We start from the raw sequence: 24,354 nt of genomic DNA, 5'->3' as shown, positions 1-24,354 counted from the left end.
AAAGAACAAGATGATCGAACTCAATAACGTCAGCAAATGGTATGGCCAGTTCCAGGTACTGACCGACTGCACCACCGAGGTCGCCAAGGGCGACGTGATGGTCATTTGCGGCCCGTCCGGCTCCGGCAAGTCGACCCTGATCAAGACCGTCAACGGCCTCGAACCGATACAGCAGGGGCAGATCATCGTCGACGGTATCACCGTCAACGACCCGAAGACGAATTTGTCGAAACTGCGCGCGCGCATCGGCATGGTGTTCCAGAATTTCGAGCTGTTTCCGCACCTGTCCATCCGCGAAAACCTGACCATCGGCCAGATCAAGGTGCTCGGTCGCAGCGCCGACGAAGCCAATGCCAAGGGCTTGAAATACCTGGACCGCGTGGGCCTGCTGTCGCAGCAGGATAAATTCCCCGGCCAGCTGTCGGGCGGCCAGCAGCAGCGCGTGGCGATCGCCCGTGCGCTGTCGATGGACCCGATCGCCATGCTGTTCGACGAGCCCACTTCGGCGCTCGATCCGGAAATGATCAACGAGGTGCTCGACGTGATGGTGGGCCTGGCGCAGGAAGGCATGACGATGATGGTCGTCACCCATGAAATGGGCTTTGCCAGGCGCGTGGCCAACCGCATCGTCTTCATGGACCAGGGCAAGATCATCGAGGATTGCAGCAAGGATGACTTCTTCAACACCACGCGCTCGGACCGCGCGCGCGATTTCCTGGCCAAGATCATCCATTAATTGTTCATCACTTTGAAGTTGAGTGCGAATGCCTGACATGAAACACTTAGCCGGTGCCATGCTGGCGCTGGGCCTGCTCGCGCATGCCCACGCGGCCGACAGGATCGCCGTCGACATCGCCCTGCGCGACGCCACCCTGATCGACGTTGCTGCCGGTAAGGCGGTCGCCGGAAAAACGGTGCTGCTCAGGGGCGACAGCATCGTCGCCGTCGTCGATGACGCGCAGCTGCGCAGCTACGCGCCGAAGCGGACCATCCGCCTGCCCGGCAAATACCTGATGCCGGGCCTGTGGGATACGCACGTGCATTTCGGCGGCGGCCCCGAGCTGATCGACGAGAACAAGCAGCTGTTGCCTTTGTACCTGGCGCATGGCATCACCACGGTGCGCGACTGCTCGGGCGACTTGCCCGACACGGTGCTGGCATGGCGCCAGCAAATCAACGCGGGCCAGCTGCAAGGCCCGACGATTTTCACGTCCGGCGCCAAGCTCGAAGGCATCAAGCCGCTATGGAAGGGCACCATCGAAGTGGGCACGCCGCAGGAGGTCACCCGCGCGCTCGATGGCCTGCAGGCGCAGCAGGTCGACTTCGTGAAAATCACGGAAAACACCCTGAAGCCGGAGCTGTACCTGGAAGCGCTGCGCCAGGCGCGCGAGCGGGGCATGCGCACTTCGGGCCATATCCCTGTGCAGCTGACCCTGGAGCAGATGGCCGATGCGGGCCTGGGCACGATCGAACATCAATCGTACCTGCTGCGCGCCACCACGCCGCGCGAGCAGGAGCTGACGGACAAGGTGGCCGCCGGCGCGATGACGGGCAAGGAAGCCATGCACGCCAGCGTGCAAAGCTACGACGAGCCGACGGCGCGCAAGGCCTTCAGCTACCTGGCTGCACGCGGCACGGCCATCGTGCCGACCCTGTGGGGTTCGCGCGTGACGGCTTACCTGGACCGTGAAGACCACACGCACGATCCCGCCCTGCAATACATCGGCAAGGGCTTGCGCGCCACCTACGACTGGCGCGTGCAGCGCGCCGCCAAGGATGGCCCGGAAGCGATCGCCCAGCGCCATGCGCAGTTCGAGCAATCGGCAAAGCTGCTGCCGATTTTGCAGCAGCAGGGCGTGAGCATCATCGCCGGCACCGATGCGGGCTTTTTGAATTCCTTCGACTATCCGGGCCAGGCCCTGCACGATGAAATCGGCCTGTACGTGCAGTACGGCCTGACGCCGCAGCAAGCCTTGCAGTCGGCTGTCATCAACGGTCCCCGCTTCCTGGGCAAGCTGGAGCGCTACGGCAGCGTGGCGGCCGGCAAGGCGGCCGATTTGCTGGTGCTCGACGCGAACCCGCTGCAGGACATCAAAGCCACGCGCCAGATCCGCCTGGTGGTCAGCCGTGGCCACGTGTACGACCGCGCCGCGCTGGACCAGATGCTGGCCGATATTCGCGCCTGGGTGGCGCAGCAGGAGACGGCGCCGGCCAAGTCCTGATCTTCTGCGTTCTCTTTTAGTAAAAACGGCCGGTTGATACCGGCCGTTTTGCCGTCTGTCAGCCGCTCGCGCTTGGTTTGCCGAAAACGATCTCCAGTCAATCCGCCGTACGCTGATTCTTTACCAGTCAAATCCTTCCTTTTTATACTAATAAAGGTATAATTCATGAAGGTCACTCCAAAGCCTCACAAGCCGCTGGTGTGGGTTGCTTCCACCAAGAAAGAGTTGATGGCCTTGCCTGTGGACATCCGTTCATTCTTCGGCCATGCGCCGGACCTGGCGCAGCGCAGTGACCGCCATGACAGCGCCAAGGTATTGCACGGTTTTGGCTGTGCTGGCGTGCTGGAAATCATCGACGATGGTGTGGGTGGCACCTATCGCGCCGTCTACACGGTGAAGTTCGAGGAGGAGGTGTTCGTGCTGCACTGCTTCCAAAAGAAGAGCAAGAGCGGTATCGCGACGCCGAAGCAGGAAATGGATCCGGTGCGCGCCCGCCTGCAGAGTGCACAACAATGGATCGAGGAGTTACGCCATGAAAAAACATATCGTCGATGAGACCGAGTTTGAACTGTCCAGCGGTAACGTCTTTGCCGACCTGGGCCTGCCCGGCGCCGACAAGCTGCAAATCAAGTCCGGCCTGGTGGGGGAAATCCGCAATGCCATGCGCAAGCTGGAATTGACGCAGGAAGAAGCGGCGCGGCGCATGGGGATCGCGCAACCCAAGGTGTCAGGCATGTTGCGTGGCGATTTTTCCGGTCTGTCCGAACGCAAACTGATGGATTGCCTGAACCGCCTCGGTTACGACATCGAGATCAGCGTCAAGCCGGCCGCCAACGCTATCGGCCATCTGAAACTGGCTGTCGCCTGAGCTTCCTCACTCGCGTCCCCCGGCCTGTGCTGCTGCCCCGCGGCTGGTAAAATGGCGTTATTCGCAATGACCGCCTGAGAGCAGCCGCCATGTCCACACTCGATCACACCCCAGCCGCCGTTCCATCCTCCATCACCATTACCCGTCCGGATGACTGGCATTTGCACCTGCGCGATGGCGCCGTCATGGCCAGCGTGCTGCCGCACAGCGCGCGCCAGTTTGGCCGCGCCATCGTCATGCCGAACCTGAAACCGCCCGTCACCACCACGGCCGATGCCAGCGCCTACCGCGAGCGCATCCTGGCCGCCGTGCCGCAAGGCGTGAACTTCGATCCGCTGATGGTGCTGTACCTGACGAACAATACTTCGCCCGACGAAATTCGCCGCGCGCAGGACAGCGGCATCGTGCAGGCTGTCAAATTGTATCCGGCCGGTGCCACGACGAATTCCGACCTGGGCGTGACGGATTTGAAGAATTGCTACAAGGTGCTCGAAGTGATGCAGGAAGTGGGCATGCCCTTCCTCGTGCACGGCGAAGTGACGGACCCGGAAATTGACATCTTCGACCGCGAAGCCGTCTTCATCGAGCGCGTGATGCGTCCGCTGCGCAGCGCCTTCCCGGCCCTGTCCGTGGTGTTCGAGCACATCACCACCAAGGATGCGGCGCAGTATGTGGCCGAAGCGGAAGGCCCGATCGCCGCCACCATCACGGCGCATCATCTGCTGTACAACCGCAACGAGATTTTCAAGGGCGGCATCCGTCCGCATTACTACTGCCTGCCCATCCTGAAGCGCGAAGAGCACCGCCTGGCGCTGATGACGGCCGCCGCCAGCGGCGACGAGCGTTTCTTCCTCGGCACCGACTCGGCGCCGCACGCGCAAGGCGCCAAGGAAATGGCTTGCGGCTGCGCCGGTTGCTACACGGCCCTGCACGCGATGGAAATGTATGCCGAAGCGTTCGAACGGGCCGGCGCGCTGGATAAACTGGAAGCGTTCGCCAGCTTCCACGGCCCGGCCTTCTACGGCGTGCCGCGCAACACGGACAGCATCACCCTGAAGCGCGAAAGCTGGACCTTGCCAGCCTCGCTGCCGCTGGGCGACAGCCATGTGATTCCGCTCAACGCGGGCGAGCAGATCAACTGGAAAATGGTCTAAGCGCTCCATGCTGCCATCGATAGACTGGACCCGCCCCTGGTTTGCCACGGTGCTGCCGGCGCGACGGCAGCTGGACCTGCAGCGCGACACGGTGATCGTGGCGCTGAACGGACGGGCGCGCGCGCTGGACTTGCGCAATCCCACCGGCCTGCCGCTGGCCTTCGTGCCGCAAGCGGACTTGCCCGAAGGCGTGGCCTACGAAGAGTTCATCGGCGCGACGGGCGGCGTGCCCACGCGCGACAATCTGCACGATTTTTTCAACGCGCTCGTGTGGCTCACCTTCCCGCGCATCAAGCGGCAATTGAACGCGCTGCAGGCGGCGCAGATTGCCCTGTCCGGCGTCGGCAAGTCGCGTGGTCCGGCACGCGATGGCGCGACGATTTTCGATGAGAATTCCGCCTTGCTGGTGCTGCGCGACAGCGATGCCGGACGCGCGCTGGAAGCGGCCTTGCGCGGACACGACTGGCGCAGCGCGTTCATTGCGCAGCGCGAGAAATTTGGCACCGGCGGCGACGCCGAAGTCTGGCTGTTTGGCCACGCGCTGATGGAAAAACTGGTGGCGCCGCGCAAGGCCATCACGGCGCATACGCGCGTGATCTTTGCCGGCGACGCCTACTTCGCACTCGATGATGCGGCACGCCGCGCCTGGCTCGACGAGCGCGTGGCGCAAGACCTGGCCCAGCAAGGCCTCACCACTGCAGACTTCACGCCGCTACCCGTGCTGGGTTTGCCCGGCTGGTGCGAGGGGCAGGACGACGATTTTTACAATGACGCGGCGGTGTTCCGCCCGAAGCGCAAGGCAGCTGGCGCAGAAAGAGATCAATAGCATGGAAAATACCGTCCGCTGGGGCATCCTCGGCACCGGCAAGATCGCCCGCGCGATGGCCCAGGGCTTGCGCGATGCGCCCGGCGCGCAGCTGGTGGCGGTCGCTTCGCGCAGCGATGCCAGCGCACAGGCCTTCGGCGCCGAATTCGGCATCGAACGTTGCCACGGTTCCTACCAGGCGCTGGCCATGGACCCCGGCGTGGACGTGATCTACATCGCCACGCCGCACACCCTGCATGCGGAAAACGCCTTGCTGTGCCTGGCCGCCGGCAAGCACGTCGTGTGCGAAAAACCGTTCACCATGAACGCGCGCGAAGCGCAGGCCGTGGTCGATATGGCACGCGAAAAAAAGCTGTTTTTGATGGAAGCCATGTGGAGCCGCTTCCTGCCCGCCGTGCAGGAAGCGCAGCGTATCATCGCCAGCGGTGAAATCGGCGTGCTGCAGCAGGTGCAGGCCGATATCGGCTTTGTCGCCAATTTCCCGCCCGAGCACCGCATGTTCAATCCGGAGCTGGGAGGTGGCGCGCTGCTCGACGTGGGCATCTATCCGCTGTCGATGGCGGCGTTCTTCCTCGGCCCGGTATCGCAGGTGCAGGCGCTCGCTGAAATGGGTGCCACCGGTGTCGATGAGCAGGTCGTATTTTCCTTGCTGCACGCGGGTGGCGGCACCTCGTCCTGCGCCTGTAGCCTGCGCGCGCAAACGCCGACGGAAATGACCATTTCCGGCAGCCTGGGGCGGATTCGCCTGCCCAACCGTTTTTACAAACCCGATCATCTGATCGTCGAAACGATGGATGGCGAACGCCGCGTCGTCGCCATGCCCCACTTGGGCAATGGCTACGCGCATGAGGCGATCGAAGCGATGCGCTGCATCCGCGCCGGCCTGCTGGAAAGCCCCGTCATGCCGCACGCCGACAGCGTGGCGCTGATGCACAACCTTGACACCATGCGCGGCCAGATCGGTCTGGTGTATCGCTCCGACCTCAGCGCCGACCAGGCGTGAACAGGCCCAAACAGGAATCCTCCATGACATTGCACTCATCCCGTCCCAGCCTGAAAACCGTCCTGATCGCCAGCGGCGTCGTCCTGACCCTGGCGATGGGCGTGCGCCACGGCCTGGGCTTCTGGATGCAGCCGATCTCGCAAGCGAATGGCTGGACGCGCGAAACGTATTCGCTGGCGCTGGCCATGCAAAACCTGATGTGGGGCGTCTTCGGCCCGTTCGCCGGCATGGCGGCCGACCGTTTCGGCACCATGCGCGTCGTCATCGTCGGCGCCATCAGCTACATGGCGGGCCTGGTGTGGATGGCGCTCGTGACGCAACCGGCCCTGTTCATCGCCGGTTCCGGCATCTTCATCGGCCTGGCGCTGGCCTGCACTGCCTTTGGTGCCATCAGCGGCATCATCGGCCGCAGCGCGCCGCCCGAGCAGCGCTCGTGGGCCTTCGGCATCTCGTCGGCGGCCGGCTCGTTTGGCCAGTTCCTGATGATGCCGGTGGAGCAGCAACTGATTTCCGCCGTGGGCTGGCAGAACGCCTTCTATGTGCTGGCCGCGCTGGTGCTGCTGGCCATGATCCCGATGGCCTTTTATTTGCGCGAGCCACCCGTCTCGCACGCCAGTGGCCCGCAGCAAAGCGTTGGCGCGGCCTTCAGCGAAGCCATCGCCAGCCGCTCGTTCTGGCTGCTGCTGGCAGGGTATTTTGTCTGCGGTTTCCAGCTGGTCTTCATCGGCGTGCATTTGCCGGCCTACCTGAAGGACCAGGGCCTGATGAATCCGAACATCGCCGTCACGGCGCTGGCGCTGATCGGCCTGTTCAATATCGTTGGCTCCTATTACGCGGGCAAACTCGGTGGCAAGATTGCCAAGCGCTACCTGCTGTCGGCCATCTACGTGACGCGCGCCGTGGTCATCACCGTGTTCCTGCTGGCGCCCTTGTCGGCGTGGTCGGTGTACCTGTTTGCCGCCGGCATGGGCGTGCTGTGGCTGTCGACGGTGCCGCTGACGAACGGCATCATCGCCGGCATCTTCGGCGTCAAGCACCTGTCGATGCTGGCCGGGATGGTGTTCTTCTCTCACCAGGTGGGCAGTTTTCTGGGCGCGTGGCTGGGCGGCTATCTGTACGAGCACCAGGGCAGTTACCACATCGTCTGGATGATCACCATCGGCCTGGGCTTGCTGGCCGCACTGATCAACCTGCCCATCGACGAGCGCGCCGTCAAGCGCGTGGCGGTGGCCGCGTAATGGCCAGCTGGCGCACATGGCTGTGGCGCCTGGCTGGCGCCGCGCTGCTGGCCATCGTCTTCCTGGCCTATCTGCGGCCGGACTTCATGCTCGACCTGGCGAACCGCTTCTGGATGTGTATGTAGACTGCGCGGGCGCAAGGTAGTTTGCGAAAAGTCGGATTACGCTGGAAGTCGGATTACGCCAGAAGTCGGATTACGCTACGCTAATCCGACCTACCCGACCTATTGCGGTGTCTTTTCGCGTAGGTCGGATTAGGCCGCAGGCCGTAATCCGACAACACCGGGAAATAAGCAATATCGATGGCGCTTAGGCCGCAGGCCGTAATTCGACAACATCGGGAAATAAGCAATATTGATGGCGCTTAGGCCGCAGACCGTAATCCGACAATCCCCTGAAATCATGCAGTACCTACGCGCATACCAGCCAGGCGGCAGTTTTTTCTTCACGGTGGTGACTGCCCGTCGCCGGCCCGTTTTTGCTACCGCCACTGCCGTGGACGTGCTGCGGGATGCTTTTCGCGTCGTGCGCCAGAAACGGCCATTCGCCATCGAAGCCATTGTCATTCTGCCCGATCACCTGCACTGCATCTGGACCCTGCCTGAAGGCGATGCCGATTTCATGACGCGCTGGAGGCTGATCAAGACGTGGTTCAGCAAGCATGCAGGATTGAAAGACGTTTGGCAGCATCGCTACTGGGAGCATGTGCTACGCGACGAACGCGAATTGATAAATCATGTCGATTACATCCATTACAACCCTGTCAAACATGGTTTAGTGGGCAAAGTTATCGATTGGCCGTATTCCAGTTTTCACCGGTATGTCAAGCATGGCTTGTGTGCAGAGGATTGGGGTGGGGACGGTGTGGCGATTGAGGGTGTTGGGCGGGAGTGAGGAGCGCTAACAATGTTGTCGGATTACGTCAGAAGTCGGATTACGCTACGCTAATCCGACCTACCCGACCTGCCGCCACGTCTATCGCGTAATCCGACAACACCTAAAAGCCAGCAATACCAGATTTACACCTTTAAAAACTCTTCCTTGCCACCCAGCCAGCGCGCCAGATGCGCTTCCACGGTGGCCGCCGCCGTCGCGGTGGTGGCGTGCAGCAGGTCGTGCGCCACGTCGCGCGCCTGATCTACCAGCCATTGATCCGTCTCCAGGTCGACGAAGCGCAGCATGGCCTGGCCGGACTGGCGCGCGCCAAGAAACTCCCCGGGGCCGCGGATTTCCAGGTCGCGGCGGGCAATTTCAAAACCGTCCGTCGTCTCGCGCATGGTCATCAAACGCTGGCGCGCCACGCCGCCCAAGGGGCCTTGATACAGCAGCAGGCAGACGCTGGCCGCCGTGCCGCGGCCCACGCGGCCACGTAACTGGTGCAGCTGCGACAAGCCAAAACGCTCGGCGTGCTCGATCACCATCAGCGAGGCGTTCGGTACGTCGACGCCCACCTCGATGACGGTGGTGGCCACCAGCACGTGGATATGGCCGGCGATGAAGGCATCCATCACTTCCTGCTTTTCCGCCGGCTTCAAGCGGCCGTGCACGAGGCCCACCTGCAGCGCGGGCAGGGCTTCGGCCAGCATCATGTAAGTGTCGGTGGCCGTTTGCAGCTGCAGCGCTTCCGATTCCTCGATCAGCGGGCAGACCCAGTACACTTGCCGGCCTTCCAGCGCGGCCGCATACACGCGGGCGATGACTTCGTCGCGCCGGTTCTGGTCAATGGCGCGCGTGACGATGGGGCTGCGTCCGGGCGGCAGCTCGTCGATCACTGACACTTCCAGGTCGGCGTAATACGTCATGGCCAGGGTGCGCGGGATCGGCGTGGCCGACATCATCAGCTGGTGCGGCACGGCCGCGCTGTCGCCCTTGTTGCGCAGGGTCAGGCGCTGACCCACGCCGAAGCGGTGCTGCTCGTCGACGATCACCAGGCCCAGTTTGGCAAACAGCACATTGTCCTGGATCAGTGCATGCGTGCCGATCACCAGTTGCGCCTCGCCCGATTCAATCAGGGCCAGCGCTGCCGTCTTTTCCTTTTTCTTCAGGCTGCCCGTCAGCCAGGCTACCTTCACGCCCAGCGGCTCCATCCAGGCAGCGATCTTGCGGAAGTGCTGCTCCGCCAGGATCTCCGTGGGCGCCATCAGCGCGGCCTGGTAGCCGCTGTCGATCGCTTGCGTGGCGGACAATGCCGCCACCACCGTCTTGCCGCTGCCGACGTCGCCTTGCAGCAAGCGCTGCATCGGATACGGCTGGTGCAGGTCGGCGCGGATTTCCTCGAGCACGCGGGCCTGTGCGCCCGTCAGCTTGAAGGGCAGGGCGGCACCAAAGGCATGCGACAGGGTACCGACGACTGCTAGCTGTGCGGCGCCTTTCGAGCGGCGCGCGCGCTGGGCGCGTTTCAGCGACAGCTGCTGCGCCAGCAGCTCATCGAATTTCATGCGCACCCAGGCCGGGTGCGAACGGTCCATCAGCGCGCTTTCATCGATGTCCTGCGGCGGATAGTGCAGCAAATGCACGGCGGCGCGGAACGGCGACAGCTGCATCTGGCGCAACAAATCGTCAGGCAAGGTATCGTGCCAGTCGATGCGGCGCATGGCGTCGGCGATCTCGCGCCGCAGCACGTGCTGCGACAAGCCTTCGCCGGACGGGTACACGGGCGTCAGGGCCGTGGGCAGCGGCGCGCCCTCGTTGACGACTTTATACGTCGGGTGCACCATCTCGGCGCCGAAAAAGCCGTGTTTGAGTTCGGCACGCGCGCGTACTCGCGTGCCTTCGGCCAGTTGCTTGACCTGGCTACCGTAGAAATTCATGAAGCGCAGCAGCAAATTGCCCGTTTCGTCGGCGATCGTCACCAGCAATTGCTTGCGCGGCTTGAAATTGACTTCGCACTTGGTGACGACGCCTTCCACTTGCCACGACTCGCCGCCGCGCAGGCAGGCATCGCGTATCGTGTAGACCTTCGTCTCATCCTCGTAGCGCATCGGCAAGTGCAGCACCAGGTCCATATCCGTGCGCAAGCCCAGTTTGGCCAGCCGGCTTTCCGTGCTGACCGCTTTTTTGGCGGCTTTCGGCTTCGCGGCAGGCTTGGCTGTGGGAGGAAGATCGGGCTTGGGTTCGGACATATCGGAGATTTTTGTGCCGCTAGCGTAAAATAGAGGGTTGTCCGGCACACCCTGTGCGTACCGCAGTCATAATTTGTTGCGGCGGATTATTGTAATGCCTGTATAGGCGCACAGTATAGTGCCAGATGTTCCATTGCGCACTCCTAATCATTTTTGACGTACTTTTGAAGCAAAACGCATGTATTCGCTTTCCGATTTCGATTTTAATTTGCCGCAAGAAAACATTGCGCAAACTCCGTTGGCCCAGCGCAGCGCTTCGCGCCTGTTGCATCTGGACGGCGATGCCCTGGTCGACCGCAGCTTTGCCGACATCGTCGGGCTGTTGCAAGCGGGCGACCTGCTGGTAATGAACGATACCCGCGTACTCAAGGCGCGCTTCTTTGGCGTGAAGGAAAGCGGCGGCAAGATAGAGGCGCTCGTCGAGCGTGTCTTGGACGACCGCACCGTGCTGGCCCAGGTGCGCGCCTCGAAGTCGCCGCCGCCCGGCTGCCGCATCCGCCTGGCCGACGCCTTCGATGTGACGGTAGGCCAGCGCGCCGGCGAATTCTTTACCTTGCACTTCGAGGCCGACGTGTTCGAGCTGATCGAGGCGCATGGCCGGCTGCCACTGCCGCCGTACATCGAGCACGATGCGGACGAATTTGACGAGACGCGCTACCAGACCGTGTTCAACAAGGTGCCCGGCGCTGTCGCCGCGCCGACGGCCGGCCTGCATTTCGACCAGGCCCTGCTCGACCAGTTGAAAGCGAAGGGCGTCAACTTTGCCTATGTGACCCTGCACGTGGGCGCCGGCACTTTCCAGCCCGTGCGCACGGAAGTACTGGCCGAACACAAGATGCACACCGAGTGGTACACCATGCCGCAGGACACCGTCGACGCCGTGCGTGCCGCCCAACTTGCCGGGCGCGACGTGGTGGCCGTCGGCACGACCAGCTTGCGCGCGCTGGAATCGGCTTCGCAAAGCGGCCAGCTGGTGGCGGGCAGCGCCGATACGGCCCTGTTCATCACGCCCGGCTATGCTTTTAAAACGGTGACGCGGCTGATCACCAATTTCCATTTGCCGAAGTCGACCCTGCTCATGCTGGTATCGGCCTTTGCCGGCTATGCGCCGATCCGCAGCGCCTACGCGCATGCGATCGCGCAGAACTACCGTTTCTTCAGCTATGGCGATGCGATGCTGCTGACCACGCAATCGCGCGCTGCACTGAACCTTGATACTCCCGTGAAAGACTGACCATGCTGGAATTTACACTACTCAAGACCGACACGAGCGGCCTGACCAAGGCACGCCGCGGCACCTTGAAACTCAACCATGGCGTCGTGCAGACGCCGATCTTCATGCCAGTGGGCACTTACGGCACCGTGAAAGCCATGTCGCCGCTGGAACTCAATGAGATCGACGCGCAGATCATCCTGGGTAACACGTTTCACTTGTGGTTGCGTCCTGGCAACACCGTCATGGAGAAATTCGGCGGCTTGCACGGTTTCATGGGCTGGAACAAGCCGATTTTGACCGATTCGGGTGGCTTCCAGGTGTTTTCGCTGGGCGCCATGCGCAAGATCACGGAAGAGGGCGTGCATTTCAATTCGCCCATCAACGGCGATAAACTGTTCCTCTCGCCGGAAGTGTCGATGCAGGTGCAGCGCGTCTTGAATTCCGACATCGTCATGCAGTTCGACGAATGCACGCCGTACGAGATTGCTGGCCGCCCGGCCACCATCGAGGAAGCGGCCAAGTCGATGCGCATGTCCTTGCGCTGGGCGCAGCGCTCGAAGGACGAGTTCCACCGCGGCGAAAACCCGAACGCGCTGTTCGGCATCGTGCAGGGCGGCATGTTCGAAATGCTGCGCGACGAGTCGCTGGCCAAGCTCGAAGAGATCGATTTCCCCGGCATCGCCATCGGCGGCCTGTCCGTCGGCGAGCCGAAGGAAGACATGATGCGCATGCTGGCCCACGTGGGCCCGCGCCTGCCGGCCAACAAGCCGCATTACCTGATGGGCGTGGGCACGCCGGAAGACCTGGTGGCCGGCGTGTCGAACGGCATCGACATGTTCGATTGCGTCATGCCGACGCGTAACGCCCGCAACGGCTGGCTGTTTACCCGTTTTGGCGACATCAAGATCAAGAATGCCAAGTACAAGGAAGACCAGGCGCCACTCGATGAGACCTGCAGCTGCTACGCCTGCCGCAACTTTTCGCGCGCCTACCTGCACCATTTGCACCGTTCCAAGGAAATCCTCGGCGCGCGCCTGAACACCATCCACAACCTGCATTACTACCTGGACTTGATGCGCCAGATGCGTGAAGCGCTGGATGAAGACCGTTTCCACGCGTTTACCCTGCAATTCCATGCGGAACGCGCACGCGGAACTTAAGAAAAGCTTAGCTTGAGCCCTGGCGGTGGCAGCGCTGGAAGTTTTGTGTATTGGTGCTTGGACTGGGGCGATAAAGCATTGCATAATGCCTTTTTAGCCCCACTTAAAGTTGCCATGCCTGCAATTCGGGTTATGACGTATAGCCAATGCTAGAATACAGCGCTATTTTTTCAAACTGATTAGAACTGGAGTCACCGTGTTTTTCATTTCCAACGCTTATGCGCAAGCCCCAACCGACGCCCTGGGCTTCGGCGGCAACCTGACCAGCTTCCTGCCGCTGGTATTGATGTTCGTGGTCATGTATTTCCTGATGATCCGTCCACAGCAAAAACGCGCCAAAGAACAACGGGCGATGATGGATGCGCTGGCCAAGGGTGACGAAGTCGTCACCGCTGGCGGCATGCTGGGCCGTGTTGTCAAGGTAGTGGACGCTTACGTCACCATCGAAGTGGCGACCGGCACCGAAGTCACGGTGCAAAAGAGCTCCATCACCACCTTGCTGCCTAAAGGCACCCTGAAGGCGCTGTAATTCCTCGCTGTCATTGCCTAGGCAATGATGACCGGGGCGGCTATCCGCCGCCCCTCGCGACGCCTCCGACGCTCAACACTGAACGCTGAATCAATATGAATCGCTATCCTGCCTGGAAATACATCATCATCGTCGTCGCCTTATTGCTGGGCGCACTCTATACGGCACCCAATTATTTCGGTGAATCACCGGCGCTGCAAGTAACCAGCGGCAAGTCGACCGTCAAAGTGACGGGCGATCTGATGACGCAAGTCGCGGAAATATTGACGAAAGAAAACGTCAAGTCGGAAGGTGTGACCATGGATGGCGCTGGCAACCTCGCCTCCGTGCGCGTGCGTTTCGCCGATCCCGATACCCAATTCAAGGCAAAACTGGTGCTGGAAAAGGACCTGAATACGGATGCCAGCGACCCTGCGTACATCGTGACGGTCAACCTGCAAGCCAATACGCCGATGTGGATGCAAAAATTGCATGCCTTGCCCATGTACCTGGGCCTGGATTTGCGCGGTGGCGTGCACTTCCTGATGCAGGTCGATGCGAAAGCCGTACTGAACAAGAAAATTCAGGGCGTCCAGTCCGCCGCGCGTAGCGTGCTGCGCGACAAGAATATCCGTCACGCCGGCATCGAGCGCGTGGGTGACAGCGTGCAGATCAACTTCCGTGACGCGGAAACGCGCCTGAAGGCCAAGAATGTGCTGTCCGACCAGATGTCGGAACTGGCTTTCGCCGATGCGGGCGAAGGCAGCGATTTGAAACTGAACATCACCCTGAAACCGGCGGCCCTGAAAGCGACCATCGACGAAGGCGTGAAACAGAATATCTCCACCCTGTCCAAGCGCGTCAATGAGCTGGGCGTGTCCGAGCCGCTGATCCAGCAGCAAGGTCCTGACCGTATCGTGGTGCAACTGCCTGGCGTACAGGACGTGGCCCGCGCGAAAGCCATCATCGGCCGCACGGCGACGCTGGAAGTGCGCCTGGTCGACGAAGGCATCGTGCCTGGCACGGAACTGTCGAGCGCCATTCCGTTCAACTCGGAACTGTTTACGGTTGGCAAGGGCGTGCCTGTCGTCCTGTCGAAAGACGTGATCCTGACGGGCGACTATATCTCCAGCGCGACGGCCAGCTTCGACCAGAACCAGCAAGCGGCCGTGTCGATCGACCTGAACGGCGACGGCGGCCGCAAGATGCGCGAAGCGACGCGTGAGCGCGTGGGCAAGCGCATGGCCATCGTGCTGTTTGAAAAGGGCAAGCCGGAAGTGCTGTCGGTTGCGACCATTCAGCAGGAACTCGGCTCGCGCTTCCAGATCACCGGAATGGGCGGCGCGGAAAACGCGAATGAACTGGCGCTGCTGCTGCGCTCGGGCGCCTTGTCCGCACCGATGACCGTCATCGAAGAACGCACGATCGGACCGCAACTGGGCGCGGAAAACATCGCCAAGGGCTTCCACTCGACCTTGTATGGCTTCATCGCCATCGCCATCTTCATGATCGCCTACTACATGCTGTTCGGCGCCTTCAGCGTGCTGGCCCTGGCCACCAACCTGCTGTTGCTGGTCGGCTTGCTGTCCATGATCCAGGTGACCTTGACACTGCCAGGTATCGCCGCGATCGCGCTGGCGCTGGGCATGGCGATTGACGCCAACGTGCTGATCAATGAACGTATCCGTGAAGAGTTGCGTGCCGGCAGTACGCCACAAGCGGCGATCTCCGCCGGCTTCGACCGTGCATGGGCCACGATTCTCGACTCGAACGTGACCACCCTGATCGTCGGCCTGGCGTTGCTGGCCTTCGGCAGCGGTCCCGTACGCGGCTTTGCCGTCGTGCATTGCCTGGGCATCCTGACGTCGATGTTCTCCTCCGTGTTCGTGTCGCGCGGCGTGGTCAACCTCTGGTATGGCCGCAAGAAAAAGCTGACGACCTTGTCGATCGGCACGGTGTGGGTGCCGGGCACGAGCAAATAAGCGGCGGCCCTGACTCACCCAATAGCGACAACAGCGATCGCGTCCGGTGGCACAACCGCCGGACGCACAGAATAGAACTCAGAGGATTTCATGGAATTTTTCCGGATCAAAAAAGATATTCCCTTCATGCGCCATGCGTTGATTTTCAACGTCATTTCGGCCGTGACCTTCCTTGCCGCCGTCTTCTTCCTGTTCCACAAGGGCTTGCACCTGTCCGTGGAATTCAAGGGCGGCACCGTGCTGGAGGTGAAGTACCCGAAAGCGGCCAACCTTGAAGGCATACGCGGCACCCTGATCGGCATGGGCTACGAAGAGCCTGGCGTGACCAGCTTCGATACGGCGCGCGACGTGATGATCCGCCTGCCGGTGGAAAAGGGCGTGACTGCCGCGAATACCTCGCAGCGCGTGTTCGAAACCCTGTGCAAGGTCGAGCAAGGCACGACCAAGGGCATCGATACCGTCACCGACAAGGGCGAGCACGTCATCAAGACCGCCTGCCTGGACGCCGCCGGCAACGAAGCGCTGGTGCTGCAGAAAGTCGAATTCGTCGGCCCGCAAGTGGGCGACGAATTGACGCAGAACGGTCTGAACGCGCTGGTGGTGGTGATCCTGGGCGTGATGGCCTATCTGGCCGTGCGCTTCGAATGGAAATACGCCGTGTCGGCCATTATCGCCAACTTGCATGACGTGGTGATCATCCTGGGCTTCTTTGCCTTCTTCCAGTGGGAATTCTCGCTGACGGTGCTGGCGGCGATCCTGGCGGTGCTGGGCTACTCGGTCAACGAATCGGTGGTGATCTTTGACCGTATCCGCGAAAACTTCCGCAAGCAGCGCAAGGCGAGCGTGCATGAAGTGATCGACAGCGCGATCACCAGCACCATTTCGCGTACCATCATCACCCACGGTTCAACCCAGATGATGGTGCTGTCGATGCTGGTCTTCGGCGGCCAGACCCTGCACCACTTCGCACTGGCGCTGACCATCGGTATCTGCTTCGGTATTTACTCGTCCGTGTTCGTCGCGGCCTCGATCGCCATGTGGCTGGGCGTCAAGCGCGAAGACTTGATCAAGCCGATCAAGGAAAAAGACGAGACTGACGGCGCCGTGGTGTAAGCGCAGTTTGTTGCATGACGAATTCAAGAACGATCACCCGCGCGGTGGTCGTTTTTTTTGTAACGGATGACGATGAAGCGTTTGATAGTGATGGGCCTCATGGCGGGCATCGGCACGCTGGGCAGTGCCGCGGAATTGAGCCGCGTAGGCAGCGATACCATCGCCCTGCGCGGCGCCATCGCCGAGGGCGACGTGGACCAGCTGCGGCAGCTGGCCACGCCAGCGACCACCGTGCTGCGCATCAATAGCGCAGGCGGCGACCCGCCGGCGGCCATGCTGCTGGGGCGCTACCTGCGCCAGCAGCAATGGAGCCTCGCCATCGACACCGTGTGTGCCGGCAGCTGTGCCCTGTACGTTTTCCCGGCCGCGCACCATACAAGCATTCCAGACACCGCCGTGCTGGCGCTGCAGGAGTCGGCCTTCCTGCGCGCGCAGGAAGGCCCGCAGCACATGCGCCGCAGCCTGATCGAGGCGGGCGTACCGGCCGATGAGCTGGAGCGTGAAACTGCGGCGCTGGCCGTGCAACTGGCGCAGGTGGCGGCGCTGGAAGCGGCCTTTGCCGCGGAGCTGGGCATCGTCCCCGCCTTCTACCGCGACTTCCGGCAGGTGGCGGCGCAGGCCGATGGCGTGCGCCAGCGCTTTCCCGACCAGGAGGCTGCCGTCCACTGGTGGCCGGGGGCAGCACGGCTGCAGCGCTGCTACGGTATCGCTGGCGTGGACGAAGGCCCGCGCGCGGCGCGCCTGGCGCCAGACGGCTATCTGTACGTGCCGGCCCTGTCGGCCCTGGTGATGGGCGACCAGGCTTTGCAGGCTTGTCCATGAGCCGCAGCGGCCGCTTGTTCCTGCTGATGGACGCCATGCGCGCCAGGCGCGTGCCCGTCACGGCGGCCCAGCTGGCGCAGCAGCTGGGCGTTTCCGAGCGCACGATTTACCGCGACATCCAGACCCTGGCCGAACTGGGCGCGCCCCTGCAGGGTGAGGCCGGCATCGGCTATGTGCTGCGCCGTGGCGCCTTTCTGCCGCCGCTGATGTTCGGTCCCGATGAACTGGAAGCGCTGGTGCTGGGCGCGCGCTGGGTGCGCCGCCAGGGCGATGCGGGCCTGGCGCAGGCGGCCAGCAATGCCCTGGCGAAGATCGCGGCCGCCTCGCCGCGCGACCTGCGCGACAGCATGGCCGAGACCAGCTTGTGGGTGCCGCTGGGCCGTCCCGCCGATGGCACGCAGCCGGCCGACCGCTACGTGCAGCCAGTGCGCGAGGCCATCCGCTATGAACAGAAGCTCACGCTCGCCTATCAGGATGAGCATGGCAGCGCCACCTCGCGCACGGTGTGGCCGTTTGCCCTGGCCTTTTTTGAAGGCAAGCGCCTGCTGGCCGCCTGGTGCGAGCTGCGTGGCGATTACCGGCATTTCCGCATCGACCGCATCGCCGACGTGCAGCGGCACGAGGAGCGCTATCCCACGCGGCGGCATGTGCTGTTGGATACCTGGCGCAAGGCCCACGAGATTGATCCGGAATCCTGAGATGCGCTCCTGACAAAAACTGTCAGTGACTGGTTCTACGATGGTGGCTTCTTCACTCACCGGAGCCATCTACCATGCGCCTGTACCACCACCCCATGTCTTCGAATGCCCGCCGTGCCCTGATGACGGCGATCCACCTTGGCCTGCCTCTGGAACTGGCCGAAGTCGACCTGATGAATGCAGACGACCGCCGCCGCCTGAGCGAACTGAACCCGAACGGCAAGGTGCCCGTGCTGGCCGATGGCGCTTTCCTGCTGTGGGAATCGTGCGCCATCATGCAGTACCTGGCCGAGCAGGTGCCGGGCCAGACGCTTTATCCGCAGGCGCCGCAAGCACGCGCCGACGTCAACCGCTGGCTGTTCTGGGCGGCGCAGCATTTCGCGCCGGCCATCAGCGTGCTGGCCTGGGAACGCGCCTGGAAGGGCATGACGGGCAATGGTCCGGCGGACCCGCTGGAAGAGGCGCGCGGCGAGCGCGATCTGCATGAGTGCGCCGTGGTGCTGGACGCGCATCTGGCGCAGCGCGACTGGCTCAGCGGAGACGCTGTGACCCTGGCCGATTTCGCCGTGGCCGCGCCGCTGATGTACAGCGAGGCCGTGCGGCTGCCGCTGGCGCAGTACCAGCATATCGAGGCCTGGTTTGCCCGCGTGCGGCAGCTGCGTGCCTGGCAGGAAACGGATGTGCAGCTGCTGCCGGGATAATCTGCCCGCTAAGTGTGCCAGCGCACGGAGCCGACGCGGCGCACCACATAAGATAGGGCTGTCTCTTTCAGGACATCCCTAGCTTTGGACTTTACCCGCTTTCGAGCGGGTTTTTTTTGTTCGGAGCTTGATAATTGGATCGTCGCTGCACATATGCGGCGTCTCCCACTGCCAGCAGGTACGCCATGTTCATGCCACGCCATCCGAAGCCACTATTGAGCACCCGGGCGGTCGCCACGCAAGTCGCCCAGCAGAAGCAGGGAACGCAGGCCATGGACAAGCATGTGCTGATCGTTGACGTGAAGAAGCCGGCGCCGGGCGTGCCGATCATGCCGCCGGTGCCGGTAAAACAGGATTAATGCACGAGCACCTTCAGCAGCGACTGCACTTCATCGTCCGATTCTTCCATGATGCTCGACAGGGTCGCATCGCCGATCACGCAATCGATGCTGCCGGCGGCGCGGGCGGCGCGCACGGCGATGGCGGCCGGACTTTCGTTGAGGGGTGACGAGACCGGCGCCAGGTCATTCGCCAGCAGCAAGGTGTCGCCCAGCGATTCGGGCGGGATGGCGCGCAAGCCTTCCCACAGCGCAGCGATGGCGCCCATCACCGCTTCCGGCACCTTCAGTTTGGTCAATACGCCATGGCCGATGGCTTGTTCGCCATGTTCGACCCAGTCCTGCGGTTCGCCGTCGAGGATGCCGGGGAATTCGGCTGCGCGTGACAGCAGATAAAAGCCGCCCACTTCATGCATGATGCCGGCAAACAGGGCCGTATCCGGGTCCACCCTGGTGACGCGGCGAGCCAGTACCTGCGACAGGGCCGCCACGTGGGCCGTATGTTCCCACAGCTGCTTGGCCTTCGCCTGCAGCACGGGATCGGTAATGGTGCTGCCCAGCTGGCGTACGATCAGCGACGCTACCACCGACTGCAGGGTACGCACGCCGAGCCGTTGCACGGCATTGCGTACGCTGGTGATTTCATTGCCGGAGCGGTTGAACGCCACCGAATTGGCGATGGCCACCGTGCGCGCGGCCAGCAGCGGGTCGGCTTGCACCAGCTTGGCGGCGGCCTCGATATGGCAGTCGGGATCGGCCAGCGCCTCTTGCAGCTTGAGCGAAGCGTTCACATTGGCAGGAAAGGTCAGCTCGCCACGAGCGGCTTGTGCGGCGATGCTTTTAAAGGCGTCGAGTCTGTTCATTGAAAAAATTATACTCGCAATATTTCCGTACGGAACTTTTTAACCGTGATCTTTTCGCAAACAAGCGAGTAAAAGGCAAGTAAATCCCCGTAAACGGAAAAAGGGCAGGCCACTGGATCAGCGGCATGCCCTTTTTGGATTATGCGAGCGCTATCAGTCAGATTCGCTGAAGATCGCGTCGCAGCCTTCGACCAGCTCGTCGCTGTCTTCCAGCTCATCCGTCAAGCCCAGGTCGAAGAGTTCCTCGACGGCATTCATGAAGCTGTTGTGCTTGGTGGCGCCGATCAGGCGGTAGATTTCGCCGTCTTCGTTGCGCACGCCGATGATCAGTTTTTCCTGGCGTACCAGTTCCGGCGTGCTGGCGTTGAGCAGCAGATTGCCGATGATGTGTTTATCGAAATGAGCGGGCTTTTTGCCGTCGAGTAGTGTAGTTTTCAACTTGGTTTCCTTTGTCTTGTTTGAATGTGCTTGGTGAATTATCAACTGTGGCCGTTGGCGATGGCGTGTTTCAGGCTTGCCAGGGTGGTTTCCAAGCGCATGAAATCGTCTTCGGTATAGCCGTCAAACAAGCGCTGTCCCTGCTGTGTCAGCTTGGGGAACACGTCATGGAACACCTGTTCACCCTCGCAGCTCAAGCGCACGAAGTAGGAGCGCTTGTCTTTCGTGCAACGTTCGCGGACCACCAGCCCCTTTTGCTCCAGCCGGTCCACCACGCCCGTCAAGGTGCCCTTGGTAATCAGGGTTTTCTGGCCCAGCTCCTTGTAGGACATGCCGCAGGTGTTGCCGAGCGTGGCAATGATGTCGAATTGCGCATGCGTCAAGCCGTACTGGCGCACGAAGTCGCCTGAAAACCGCTCGAAGCCTTGCATGCATTCGGCCAGCAGCCGGATACTTTTTAAATATCGTTCACCCATGGGGTGTGATTATATCCTTCCATCCCGCTTTTTTCCGCCGGGGCAGCGGCGTTATTGCATGAAGGGTTCGATGGGGCGGAACTCCGGTATCATGTGGGCAACTCAGCCCTTGCCCCTGGTCCGCCCCGCCGATGTCTTTCGCTAATCTTTCCCGTATCGGCCTCGACAAACCGCTGCGCCTGCTGTTGGTCCATGCCGGCGATGCCGAGTCGATTACCTGGGCGGGCCTGGTGCAACCGCTGCGCCTGTGCGCGCGGGCGCTGGGGCCGGACGCGCTGCAACTGGACGTGCGCACGCCCGAACAAGTAGTCCAGCAGGGCGGCAACTGGCATATCGCGCTGCTGGTGGCCGATGAAACGCAGGCGCCGCTGCGCGCCGAGCTGTGCCGGGCCGTGATTGAGCGCTGCCGTTCGGCGCCATTCTGGGGTGGCGTGGGCGCAGCCGTGCTGTGGCTGGCCGACGCGGGCGTCATGGATGGCGTGCGCATCGCCTTGCCCTGGGCCCTGTACGCGGATGCGGAAGCGAAGGCCGAACGCGCCATCCTGACGCCGCACCTGTTCGACATCGACGGCCCGCACATTACCTGCTGCGGCGGAGCGGCCAGCATCGATTTTTCGCTGACCCTGATCGAGACCATCTTTGGCGCCGACGTGCAGGCGCTCGTCAAGGAAGCGTTGTGCGTGGACAAGGTACGCGGCAAGGAAGAACGCCAGCGCGTGGCCTTGCAGGCGCGTTTCGGCGTGCTGCAGCCGAAATTGTCCGAAGCGGTCACCTTGATGGAAGCCAATATCGAGGAGCCGCTGTCGACCGACGACATCGCCAGCCTGGTGGGCCTGTCGCGGCGCCAGCTGGAACGGCTGTTCAAGCAATACCTGGGCAGCTTGCCGTCGCGCTACTACCTGGAGCTGCGCCTGCAGCGCTCACGGCAACTATTGCTCGATACACATTATTCCATCGTGCAAGTGGGCCTGATGTGCGGCTTTTCCTCCGGCTCGCACTTTTCCACGGCGTTTGGCACCTTGTTTGGCAATACGCCCCGTGAGGAACGGCAGCGCAAGCTGATGCCGCCGGCCTAGCCGGTGTCAAGGCAGCTGTGATGAATTGTGAAAATCCTTGTCGCAGATTCAAAAGAGTTTTAGCATCCCGCTTTTTATAATGCAGTACACACGTAGCTGTCGTAGCTGCGGAGTACCTAACATATTGATGGGGAAATGCTATGAATGCCAAGCTTGATTCGACCGTAACGGCTCGTCCAGTCACCCGGGATACCTTTGACCAGGTCCTCGTTCCTACCTACGCCCCTGCAGCCATGGTGCCCGTGCGCGGTTCCGGACTGGATCTGTGGGACCAGTCAGGCAAGCATTACCTCGATTTCACCTCCGGCATCGCCGTCAACAGCCTGGGCCACTGCCATCCGGTCCTGGTCGACGTGCTGACCAAGCAAATCAATAATTTGTGGCATTTGGGCAACGGCTACACCAACGAGCCTGTGCTGCGCCTGGCGCTGGCCCTGACGGAAGCGACTTTCGCCGACCGCGCCTTCTTCTGCAACTCGGGCGCGGAAGCCAACGAAGCGGCCCTGAAACTGGCGCGCAAGTACGCGCACACCAAATTCGGTGCGCACAAGTCGCGCATCATCTCGTGCTTCAGCTCCTTCCACGGCCGCACCCTGTTTACGGTGTCCGTCGGTGGCCAGGCCAAGTACACGGAAGGCTTCGAGCCGCTGCCACCGTCGATCGACCACATCGCCTACAACGACATCGAAGCGGCGCGCGCCGCCATCGGCGATGACGTGTGCGCCGTGATCGTCGAGCCGGTACAAGGCGAAGGCGGCGTGGTGCCGGGCAATCCTGAATTCCTCAAGGAGCTGCGTGCCCTGTGCGACAAGACGGGTGCTTTGCTGATTTTCGATGAAGTCCAGAGCGGCATGGGCCGCACTGGCGCGTTGTTCGCCTACATGGGCTATGGCGTCACGCCGGACATCCTGACGGCCGCCAAGGCGCTGGGCAACGGCTACCCGATCGGCGCCATGCTGACCACGAATGAACTGGCGCAAACCCTGTCCGTCGGTACCCACGGCACCACCTACGGCGGCAACCCGCTGGCCGCTACCGTGGCCTTGAGCGTACTGGAAACGATCAACACGCCAGCGTTCCTGGCGCGTGTGAAAGAAGCCAGCGTCAACACCATCGCCATGCTGCAAGGCTTGATCACGGATTACCCGCAAGTGTTCTCCATCGTGCGCGGCAGCGGTTTGCTGCTGGGCCTGGTAGTCAGCGATGCCTACAAGGGCCGCGCGAAAGACATCCAGAAGGCGGCCGAAGCGCAAGGCTTGATGGTGCTGATCGCCGGCATGGACGTGGTGCGCCTGGCACCGGCCCTGATCGTCTCGGACGAGCAGATTGCCGAAGCGGGTCGTCTGCTGCGCGTCGCCATCGACGGCATGCTGAAAGCCTGAGGCTAGCCTCGCTCCCTGTTTGATCACCGGCCCGCCGCTTTGCTGCGGGCCGGCTTGGTTCTACCCGGGTATTCAGCCCAAGTATCGTCAGCATTGAAGGAGTACCCATGTATGTTGTCCGTCCGGTAGAAATTGCGGATATCGCAGCCCTCGAAGCGCTGGCCGCGGTAACCATGCCGGGTGTCCATACCCTGCCGAAGACGCGCGAAAAAATCGCCGCCTCCGTCGAGCGCTCCATCGCCTCGTTTGCCGCCCATGTCGACATCCCCAGCGAAGAGTCATACCTCTTCGTGCTTGAATCCCTGCTCGACAAGAGCATCTTTGGCACGGCCGCCATCTTCGCCTCGGCCGGCTCGAACGGCACCTATTTTTCCTTTCGCAACGACGTCATCCAGCAAGTCTCGCGTGACCTGAACATCAGCCACAGCGTGCATGCGCTGACCCTGTGCTCGGAGCTGACGGCGTACTCGCAGCTGTCCGGCTTCTACGTGCGCAACATGGAGCAGGCGGGCCTGGAAGCGGCCCTGCTGTCGCGCGCGCGGCTGCTGTTTGCCGTACTGGCGCCGCACCGTTTCGGCGACCGCTTTTTCGTGCCGCTGGCCGGCATCACGGACACCAACGGCCAGTCGCCGTTCTGGGATGCGCTGGGCCGCAAGTTCTTCCAGATGGATTTCCTCGATGCCGAAAAAGTCATCGGCGGCGCGCGCAACCGCACCCTGATCGTCGAACTGATGCCGCACTACCCCGTGTACGTGCCGCTGTTGCCAGGCGACGCGCAGGCGGCCATGGGCCAGATCCACCCGAGCGGCGAACTGGCGTTCAATTTGCTGACGGAAGAAGGCTTTGAGGCCGACGATTACATCGACATCTTCGATGGCGGCCCGATCCTGCAAGCGCACAAGCATGCGCTGCGCTCGTTTACGGGCTCGCTCACGCGCCGCGTCGTCGCAGGCGTCACGCCCAGTCGCACGGGCCTGAAAGTGCATTACGCGGTCGCTTCGGGCGCGGAACGCAACTTCCGCGCCGTCACCTTTACCTGCGATGCGCTCGAAGCGCAGGACACCGTCGGCTTGCCGCCAGAGCTGCTCGAAGCGCTGGCCGTGGCCGAAGGCGACAGCGTCATTTGCGTGCGCATTTAACCGAGAGAA

26 protein-coding genes are annotated in these 24,354 nt (G+C 62.2%); 22 read left to right on the top strand and 4 right to left on the bottom strand.

What is annotated here, in order from left to right:
• Window positions 1-10 precede the first annotated feature (10 nt).
• The 10 genes from ACP7EG_RS13845 to ACP7EG_RS13800 all read left to right on the top strand — a co-directional run bounded on the left by ACP7EG_RS13845 (window position 11) and on the right by ACP7EG_RS13800 (window position 8,205).
• Complete coding sequence (locus ACP7EG_RS13845) at window positions 11-736, top strand: amino acid ABC transporter ATP-binding protein (RefSeq protein ID WP_096238162.1); 726 nt, start codon at window positions 11-13, stop codon at window positions 734-736.
• Window positions 737-773: 37 nt separating this feature from the next.
• Window positions 774-2,222, top strand: coding sequence for an amidohydrolase family protein (locus ACP7EG_RS13840; RefSeq protein WP_426088041.1), 1,449 nt, complete (start codon window positions 774-776; stop codon window positions 2,220-2,222).
• A gap of 165 nt (window positions 2,223-2,387) precedes the next feature.
• Window positions 2,388-2,777: a type II toxin-antitoxin system RelE/ParE family toxin gene (locus tag ACP7EG_RS13835; RefSeq protein WP_426088040.1), complete on the top strand. Its 390-nt coding sequence runs from the start codon at window positions 2,388-2,390 to the stop codon at window positions 2,775-2,777.
• Window positions 2,755-3,090, top strand: coding sequence for a helix-turn-helix domain-containing protein (locus ACP7EG_RS13830; protein WP_282409515.1), 336 nt, complete (start codon window positions 2,755-2,757; stop codon window positions 3,088-3,090). The genes ACP7EG_RS13835 and ACP7EG_RS13830 overlap by 23 nt, the downstream gene beginning before the upstream one ends.
• Window positions 3,091-3,179: 89 nt before the next feature.
• Window positions 3,180-4,244, top strand: a complete 1,065-nt coding sequence (gene pyrC, locus ACP7EG_RS13825; RefSeq protein WP_096238158.1) for a dihydroorotase — start codon at window positions 3,180-3,182, stop codon at window positions 4,242-4,244.
• 7 nt (window positions 4,245-4,251) lie between these two features.
• Entirely contained in the window at window positions 4,252-5,070 is an 819-nt protein-coding gene (locus ACP7EG_RS13820) for a DUF3025 domain-containing protein (RefSeq protein WP_426088039.1), read from the top strand.
• Between the two features lies 1 nt (window position 5,071).
• The gene (locus ACP7EG_RS13815) at window positions 5,072-6,073 is read left to right on the top strand and encodes a Gfo/Idh/MocA family protein (protein WP_426088038.1); all 1,002 of its coding nucleotides are present in this window, start codon (window positions 5,072-5,074) and stop codon (window positions 6,071-6,073) included.
• A 23-nt stretch (window positions 6,074-6,096) separates the two neighbouring features.
• Complete coding sequence (locus ACP7EG_RS13810) at window positions 6,097-7,311, top strand: MFS transporter (RefSeq protein WP_426088037.1); 1,215 nt, start codon at window positions 6,097-6,099, stop codon at window positions 7,309-7,311.
• On the top strand, window positions 7,311-7,436 hold the full coding sequence (locus ACP7EG_RS13805) for a hypothetical protein (RefSeq protein ID WP_257620246.1): 126 nt from the start codon (window positions 7,311-7,313) through the stop codon (window positions 7,434-7,436). Before ACP7EG_RS13810 ends, ACP7EG_RS13805 begins: the two co-directional genes overlap by 1 nt.
• Before the next feature lie 277 nt (window positions 7,437-7,713).
• Window positions 7,714-8,205, top strand: a complete 492-nt coding sequence (locus ACP7EG_RS13800; RefSeq protein WP_426088036.1) for an REP-associated tyrosine transposase — start codon at window positions 7,714-7,716, stop codon at window positions 8,203-8,205.
• A gap of 125 nt (window positions 8,206-8,330) precedes the next feature.
• On the opposite strand, the gene recG is transcribed toward ACP7EG_RS13800, so the two are convergent.
• Entirely contained in the window at window positions 8,331-10,433 is a 2,103-nt protein-coding gene (gene recG, locus ACP7EG_RS13795; protein ID WP_426088035.1) for an ATP-dependent DNA helicase RecG, read from the bottom strand.
• 178 nt (window positions 10,434-10,611) lie between these two features.
• Here recG and queA point away from each other — a divergent pair, with 178 nt between their 5' ends.
• The 9 genes from queA (at window position 10,612) to ACP7EG_RS13750 (ending at window position 18,992) form a co-directional block, all read left to right on the top strand.
• Entirely contained in the window at window positions 10,612-11,667 is a 1,056-nt protein-coding gene (queA, locus tag ACP7EG_RS13790) for a tRNA preQ1(34) S-adenosylmethionine ribosyltransferase-isomerase QueA (protein WP_426088034.1), read from the top strand.
• A gap of 2 nt (window positions 11,668-11,669) precedes the next feature.
• Complete coding sequence (tgt, locus tag ACP7EG_RS13785) at window positions 11,670-12,809, top strand: tRNA guanosine(34) transglycosylase Tgt (RefSeq protein ID WP_426088033.1); 1,140 nt, start codon at window positions 11,670-11,672, stop codon at window positions 12,807-12,809.
• Window positions 12,810-13,005: 196 nt separating this feature from the next.
• Window positions 13,006-13,338, top strand: coding sequence for a preprotein translocase subunit YajC (gene yajC / locus ACP7EG_RS13780; protein ID WP_096238151.1), 333 nt, complete (start codon window positions 13,006-13,008; stop codon window positions 13,336-13,338).
• 95 nt (window positions 13,339-13,433) lie between these two features.
• On the top strand, window positions 13,434-15,299 hold the full coding sequence (gene secD, locus ACP7EG_RS13775; protein ID WP_426088032.1) for a protein translocase subunit SecD: 1,866 nt from the start codon (window positions 13,434-13,436) through the stop codon (window positions 15,297-15,299).
• A 90-nt stretch (window positions 15,300-15,389) separates the two neighbouring features.
• The gene (gene secF, locus ACP7EG_RS13770) at window positions 15,390-16,412 is read left to right on the top strand and encodes a protein translocase subunit SecF (RefSeq protein ID WP_426088031.1); all 1,023 of its coding nucleotides are present in this window, start codon (window positions 15,390-15,392) and stop codon (window positions 16,410-16,412) included.
• Window positions 16,413-16,484: 72 nt separating this feature from the next.
• The gene (locus ACP7EG_RS13765) at window positions 16,485-17,234 is read left to right on the top strand and encodes a hypothetical protein (RefSeq protein WP_426088030.1); all 750 of its coding nucleotides are present in this window, start codon (window positions 16,485-16,487) and stop codon (window positions 17,232-17,234) included.
• Entirely contained in the window at window positions 17,231-17,932 is a 702-nt protein-coding gene (locus tag ACP7EG_RS13760) for a helix-turn-helix transcriptional regulator (RefSeq protein ID WP_426088029.1), read from the top strand. Before ACP7EG_RS13765 ends, ACP7EG_RS13760 begins: the two co-directional genes overlap by 4 nt.
• A gap of 74 nt (window positions 17,933-18,006) precedes the next feature.
• Window positions 18,007-18,633: a glutathione S-transferase family protein gene (locus ACP7EG_RS13755; RefSeq protein ID WP_426088028.1), complete on the top strand. Its 627-nt coding sequence runs from the start codon at window positions 18,007-18,009 to the stop codon at window positions 18,631-18,633.
• 185 nt (window positions 18,634-18,818) lie between these two features.
• Window positions 18,819-18,992, top strand: a complete 174-nt coding sequence (locus ACP7EG_RS13750) for a hypothetical protein (protein WP_180287849.1) — start codon at window positions 18,819-18,821, stop codon at window positions 18,990-18,992.
• Here the strand turns inward: ACP7EG_RS13750 and ACP7EG_RS13745 are convergent.
• The 3 genes from ACP7EG_RS13745 to ACP7EG_RS13735 all read right to left on the bottom strand — a co-directional run bounded on the left by ACP7EG_RS13745 (window position 18,989) and on the right by ACP7EG_RS13735 (window position 20,748).
• Complete coding sequence (locus ACP7EG_RS13745) at window positions 18,989-19,834, bottom strand: HDOD domain-containing protein (protein WP_071075178.1); 846 nt, start codon at window positions 19,832-19,834, stop codon at window positions 18,989-18,991. The two genes, ACP7EG_RS13750 and ACP7EG_RS13745, sit on opposite strands and share 4 nt — an antisense overlap.
• A gap of 153 nt (window positions 19,835-19,987) precedes the next feature.
• Window positions 19,988-20,272, bottom strand: a complete 285-nt coding sequence (locus tag ACP7EG_RS13740; protein ID WP_071075179.1) for a hypothetical protein — start codon at window positions 20,270-20,272, stop codon at window positions 19,988-19,990.
• 41 nt (window positions 20,273-20,313) lie between these two features.
• On the bottom strand, window positions 20,314-20,748 hold the full coding sequence (locus ACP7EG_RS13735) for a MarR family winged helix-turn-helix transcriptional regulator (RefSeq protein ID WP_426088027.1): 435 nt from the start codon (window positions 20,746-20,748) through the stop codon (window positions 20,314-20,316).
• A 131-nt stretch (window positions 20,749-20,879) separates the two neighbouring features.
• Here ACP7EG_RS13735 and ACP7EG_RS13730 point away from each other — a divergent pair, with 131 nt between their 5' ends.
• The 3 genes from ACP7EG_RS13730 (at window position 20,880) to ACP7EG_RS13720 (ending at window position 24,345) form a co-directional block, all read left to right on the top strand.
• On the top strand, window positions 20,880-21,824 hold the full coding sequence (locus tag ACP7EG_RS13730; protein ID WP_426088026.1) for a GlxA family transcriptional regulator: 945 nt from the start codon (window positions 20,880-20,882) through the stop codon (window positions 21,822-21,824).
• Window positions 21,825-21,964: 140 nt separating this feature from the next.
• Window positions 21,965-23,206 (top strand): acetylornithine/succinylornithine family transaminase, encoded by a 1,242-nt coding sequence (gene astC / locus ACP7EG_RS13725; RefSeq protein WP_426088025.1) that lies wholly within the window; start codon window positions 21,965-21,967, stop codon window positions 23,204-23,206.
• Window positions 23,207-23,313: 107 nt separating this feature from the next.
• Window positions 23,314-24,345, top strand: a complete 1,032-nt coding sequence (locus tag ACP7EG_RS13720) for an arginine N-succinyltransferase (protein WP_426088024.1) — start codon at window positions 23,314-23,316, stop codon at window positions 24,343-24,345.
• The last annotated feature ends 9 nt before the right edge of the window (window positions 24,346-24,354 follow it).

It is taken from the genome of Janthinobacterium sp. PSPC1-1, assembly GCF_049897625.1.
GTDB lineage: Bacteria > Pseudomonadota > Gammaproteobacteria > Burkholderiales > Burkholderiaceae_D > Janthinobacterium > Janthinobacterium tructae.
The sequence above is the reverse complement of the archived record's forward strand: the minus strand, read 5'-3'. Positions and strand labels throughout refer to the sequence as shown.

Bases quoted from the DNA above. Each gene is read 5' to 3' on its own strand.
- ACP7EG_RS13840 (WP_426088041.1), top strand. From the start codon at position 774: ATGAAACACTTAGCCGGTGCCATGCTGGCGCTGGGCCTGCTCGCGCAT.
- ACP7EG_RS13730 (WP_426088026.1), top strand. From the start codon at position 20,880: ATGTCTTTCGCTAATCTTTCCCGTATCGGCCTCGACAAACCGCTGCGC.
- ACP7EG_RS13760 (WP_426088029.1), top strand. From the start codon at position 17,231: ATGAGCCGCAGCGGCCGCTTGTTCCTGCTGATGGACGCCATGCGCGCC.
- ACP7EG_RS13835 (WP_426088040.1), top strand. From the start codon at position 2,388: ATGAAGGTCACTCCAAAGCCTCACAAGCCGCTGGTGTGGGTTGCTTCC.
- ACP7EG_RS13830 (WP_282409515.1), top strand. From the start codon at position 2,755: ATGAAAAAACATATCGTCGATGAGACCGAGTTTGAACTGTCCAGCGGT.
- ACP7EG_RS13810 (WP_426088037.1), top strand. From the start codon at position 6,097: ATGACATTGCACTCATCCCGTCCCAGCCTGAAAACCGTCCTGATCGCC.
- tgt (WP_426088033.1), top strand. From the start codon at position 11,670: ATGCTGGAATTTACACTACTCAAGACCGACACGAGCGGCCTGACCAAG.
- secD (WP_426088032.1), top strand. From the start codon at position 13,434: ATGAATCGCTATCCTGCCTGGAAATACATCATCATCGTCGTCGCCTTA.
- ACP7EG_RS13745 (WP_071075178.1), bottom strand. From the start codon at position 19,834: ATGAACAGACTCGACGCCTTTAAAAGCATCGCCGCACAAGCCGCTCGT.
- ACP7EG_RS13845 (WP_096238162.1), top strand. From the start codon at position 11: ATGATCGAACTCAATAACGTCAGCAAATGGTATGGCCAGTTCCAGGTA.
- ACP7EG_RS13765 (WP_426088030.1), top strand. From the start codon at position 16,485: ATGAAGCGTTTGATAGTGATGGGCCTCATGGCGGGCATCGGCACGCTG.
- ACP7EG_RS13820 (WP_426088039.1), top strand. From the start codon at position 4,252: ATGCTGCCATCGATAGACTGGACCCGCCCCTGGTTTGCCACGGTGCTG.
- pyrC (WP_096238158.1), top strand. From the start codon at position 3,180: ATGTCCACACTCGATCACACCCCAGCCGCCGTTCCATCCTCCATCACC.
- ACP7EG_RS13750 (WP_180287849.1), top strand. From the start codon at position 18,819: ATGTTCATGCCACGCCATCCGAAGCCACTATTGAGCACCCGGGCGGTC.
- ACP7EG_RS13805 (WP_257620246.1), top strand. From the start codon at position 7,311: ATGGCCAGCTGGCGCACATGGCTGTGGCGCCTGGCTGGCGCCGCGCTG.
- ACP7EG_RS13720 (WP_426088024.1), top strand. From the start codon at position 23,314: ATGTATGTTGTCCGTCCGGTAGAAATTGCGGATATCGCAGCCCTCGAA.
- ACP7EG_RS13735 (WP_426088027.1), bottom strand. From the start codon at position 20,748: ATGGGTGAACGATATTTAAAAAGTATCCGGCTGCTGGCCGAATGCATG.
- queA (WP_426088034.1), top strand. From the start codon at position 10,612: ATGTATTCGCTTTCCGATTTCGATTTTAATTTGCCGCAAGAAAACATT.
- ACP7EG_RS13815 (WP_426088038.1), top strand. From the start codon at position 5,072: ATGGAAAATACCGTCCGCTGGGGCATCCTCGGCACCGGCAAGATCGCC.
- recG (WP_426088035.1), bottom strand. From the start codon at position 10,433: ATGTCCGAACCCAAGCCCGATCTTCCTCCCACAGCCAAGCCTGCCGCG.
- astC (WP_426088025.1), top strand. From the start codon at position 21,965: ATGAATGCCAAGCTTGATTCGACCGTAACGGCTCGTCCAGTCACCCGG.
- secF (WP_426088031.1), top strand. From the start codon at position 15,390: ATGGAATTTTTCCGGATCAAAAAAGATATTCCCTTCATGCGCCATGCG.
- ACP7EG_RS13800 (WP_426088036.1), top strand. From the start codon at position 7,714: ATGCAGTACCTACGCGCATACCAGCCAGGCGGCAGTTTTTTCTTCACG.
- ACP7EG_RS13755 (WP_426088028.1), top strand. From the start codon at position 18,007: ATGCGCCTGTACCACCACCCCATGTCTTCGAATGCCCGCCGTGCCCTG.